The sequence below is a fragment of the Candidatus Streptomyces philanthi genome (assembly GCF_059553635.1).
On sequence record NZ_JCANQV010000581.1, the window covers coordinates 1 to 1,563 of the forward strand.

Annotated in this window: 2 protein-coding genes; both read left to right on the top strand. The window is 75.0% G+C overall.

The features are described from left to right. Window positions 1–15: 15 nt before the first annotated feature. Window positions 16–750 carry an SseB family protein gene (locus AC51EU_RS30390; RefSeq protein WP_496270308.1) on the top strand — a complete coding sequence of 245 codons (735 nt, stop codon included), beginning with the start codon at window positions 16–18 and terminating at the stop codon, window positions 748–750. Between the two features lie 125 nt (window positions 751–875). After that, window positions 876–1,563 (top strand): MIP family channel protein (locus AC51EU_RS30395; RefSeq protein WP_496270309.1); only part of this gene is annotated, 688 nt, incomplete at its 3' end.

Below are 1,563 nucleotides of genomic sequence, written 5' to 3' on the forward strand. Positions count from 1 at the left end.
CGCTAGGCTCGCCCCGTGGCGCTCAAGAACATCCCGGACCCCGGTTTCTCCGACGACGACGGCTCCGCCGACCCGGCACTCGCCGCGGCCCTGGCCGCCTACGACCGGGACCCCTCCACCGAACCGGACCTCCTCGCGAAGCTGGCCGACGCCCGCGTCCTGGTCCCGGTCGTCGCGGTGCTCGGCGAGACCGAGACCGGCCCCGACGGACTGCGCCGCGAGAAGACCAGCGACATGGCGGTCCCCACCCTCCAGGCCCCCGACGGCCGACGCGCGCTGCCCGCCTTCACCTCCATGGAGACCCTGCACCGCTGGCGCCCCGACGCCCGCCCGGTGGCGGTACCGCTCCGGCAGGCGCTGCGCGCCACCGCCCACGAACAGGCCGACACCCTCGTCGTCGACGTCGCGGGCCCCGTCACCTACCCCCTCACCGGCCCCGCCCTGCGCGCCCTGGCCGAGGGCCGCCACGACCCCGGCCCGCTCGCCGACCCCGCCGTCACCGAGGCGCTGCGCGCCCTCCTCGACGCGGAGGCCGACGTCGTCACCGCCCACCTCGTGCCGTCCGCCGAGACCGACGGCACCCTCGCCGTCGGCCTGGCCCCCGGCGCCGGGGCGGCCGAGGCCGTCCAGCGGCTCGCTAGGGCCCTCGCCGCCGACGAGACGCTGCGCGCCCGCCTGGTGCGCGGCCTCGACCTCGCCCTGCTGCCGCCCGGCGCGGGCCCGGCGGGGGAGCCCTTCTTCCGCCGCTGACCGGGGCCGCCCCTCTCCGGGGCCGGGGCCCTCCTCGCCGGTGCCGCCGCTTCTCGGCGGGCGCGTTCGCCTTCCGCGGCCCACAATGCGGAGGAGAGCTCAAGATCCACGCGAGGAGAGCCCCCATGGAGACCACGGAGATCCGTCCGGTCGTAGCGGAATTCCTCGGCACGCTGCTCCTGGTGTTCTTCGCCGTCGGCGCGGCCGTGCTGGCGGGCGAGTACATCGGGACGTTCGGCATCGCCCTGGCGTTCGGCTTCATCATGCTGGCGATGGTCTACGCCATCGGCCCGATCTCGGGGAGCCACATCAATCCCGCGGTGACGCTGGGCATGCTGCTGGCCCGCCGCATCACCGTCCGTACGGCCGTCGAGTACTGGATCGCCCAGGTCCTGGGCGGCATCGTCGGCGCCGCGCTGCTGTTCCTGGTCGCCAAGCAGGTACCGGGACTGCGGACCTACGAGGCGTTCGGCTCGAACGGCTGGGGCGACCGCTCGGCGGTCCACCTCAACACCGGTGGCGCCATCGTCGCCGAGATCATCCTGACGTTCATGTTCGTCTACGTCGTGCTGGCCGCCACGCACAAGGCGGCGGCGGCCGGCTTCGCGGGCCTGGCGATCGGTCTGGCGCTCGCCACCGCCCACCTCATCGGCATCCCGCTGACCGGCACGTCCGTCAACCCGGCCCGCAGCATCGGCCCGGCCGTGTTCGCCGGGGGAGCGGCCCTCACCCAGCTGTGGCTGTTCATCGTCGCCCCGCTCATCGGCGGCGCGCTGGCCGCCGTGGTGCACGGCATCACCCATCCGCCGCAGG